Annotated in this window: 3 protein-coding genes; all 3 read right to left on the bottom strand. The window is 70.4% G+C overall.

What is annotated here, in order from left to right; all coding sequences use genetic code 11:
- Positions 1-401 (bottom strand): adenosylhomocysteinase (locus ACWD3O_RS33995; protein ID WP_451418563.1); only part of this gene is annotated, 401 nt, incomplete at its 3' end.
- Positions 391-1,248, bottom strand: coding sequence for a methylenetetrahydrofolate reductase [NAD(P)H] (metF, locus tag ACWD3O_RS33990; RefSeq protein ID WP_451418562.1), 858 nt, complete (start codon positions 1,246-1,248; stop codon positions 391-393). The genes ACWD3O_RS33995 and metF, both read right to left, overlap by 11 nt.
- Positions 1,245-1,571: vitamin B12 dependent-methionine synthase activation domain-containing protein (locus ACWD3O_RS33985; RefSeq protein ID WP_451418561.1), on the bottom strand; the 327-nt coding region annotated here is incomplete at its 5' end. The genes metF and ACWD3O_RS33985, both read right to left, overlap by 4 nt.

Below are 1,571 nucleotides of genomic sequence, written 5' to 3'. Positions count from 1 at the left end.
GGCCAGGTCAGCGCCTGCTCCGTGCACCACCAGTACTCCTCCAGCGTCTCCCCCTTCCACGCGAACACCGGGACACCCCGCGGGTCGTCCGGAGTGCCGTCCGGACCGACCGCGATCGCGGCCGCGGCGTGGTCCTGGGTGGAGAAGATGTTGCACGACGCCCACCGCACCTCCGCACCGAGCGAGACCAGCGTCTCGATCAGCACAGCGGTCTGCACCGTCATATGCAGCGAACCCGTAACCCGGGCACCCCGCAACGGCTGCGCCTCGGCGTACTCCTTACTGATCGCCATCAGACCGGGCATCTCGTGCTCGGCCAGGGTGATCTCCTTGCGGCCGAACTCGGCCAGGGACAGGTCGGCGACCTTGAAGTCCGTGAAGTCGCTGCGGTCAGTGGGCACTGAGGCTCCTGGATGTCTGGAGGTTGCGGTGGATGTCGAGGGCGGCGGTGGACCGGTTGAGAGTGATGTAGTGCAGCCCGGGAGCGCCTTCGGCCAGCAGCCGGTCGGCCATGGCCGTGGCATGGTCGACACCGATCCGGTGTCCGGCGGCCGGGTTGCCGCGCGCCTGTTCCAGGCGGTGGGCGAGGTCTTCCGGGAAGGCGGCACCGGACAGCTCGGCGAAGCGGCGGATCTGCCGCACGTCGGTGGCCGGCATGATCTCCGGGATGATCGGCGTGTCGCAGCCCGCCGAGGCGACCCGGTCACGCAGCCGGAGGTAGTCGTCGACGTCGAAGAACATCTGGGTGATGGCGTAGTCGGCCCCCGCCCGGCACTTGGCGACGAAATGGCGGATGTCGCTCTCCCAGTCCGGCGAGCGCGGATGCCGCTCCGGGAACGCGGCGACTCCGATCGTGAAGTCACCGAGGGAGCGGACGAATTCGACGAGCTCACGCGCGTAGGTGAAGCCTTCGCGGTGAGGGATCCACGGGCCGGCCGGGTCGCCGGGCGGGTCGCCTCGCAGGGCCAGCACGTCCCGGATCCCGGCGTCCGCGTACTCGCCGATGATCCGGCGCAGTTCGGCGGCGGAGTGGCCGACGGCGGTGAGGTGGGCGACGGGCCGCAGCGTGGTCTCGGCGGCGATGCGGCGGGTGACCGCGACGGTGCGCTCGCGTGAGGAGCCGCCGGCGCCGTAGGTGACGGACACGAAGTCGGGGCGGAGTGCCTCCACCTGGCGGATCGCCTCCCAGAGGGCGCGTTCGCCGTTCTCCGTCTTCGGGGGGAAGAACTCGAAGGAGAAGGTCGTCACGGCCGGCCTCCGGTGTTGAAGTAACTGGCTTCCGGGTGGTGGACGACGATGGCGTCGGTGGACTGCTCCGGGTGGAGCTGGAACTCCTCGGAGAGGTGAACCCCGATGCGTTCGGGCCGCAGCAGTTCGGCGATCTTGGCCCGGTCCTCCAGGTCGGGGCAGGCCGGGTAGCCGAGCGAGTAGCGGCAGCCTCGGTAGTCGGTGTTCAGCAGGCCGTCGACCGTGCCCGGGTCCTCGCCGGCGTGGCCGAGTTCGGAGCGGACGCGGGCGTGCCAGTACTCGGCCAGGGCCTCGGCGAGCTGCACGGACAGGCCGTGGAGTTC

This window comes from Streptomyces sp. NPDC002640, from assembly GCF_053592575.1.
Note: the sequence above shows the minus strand (reverse complement) of the source record. Positions and strands in the feature narration are given on the sequence as shown.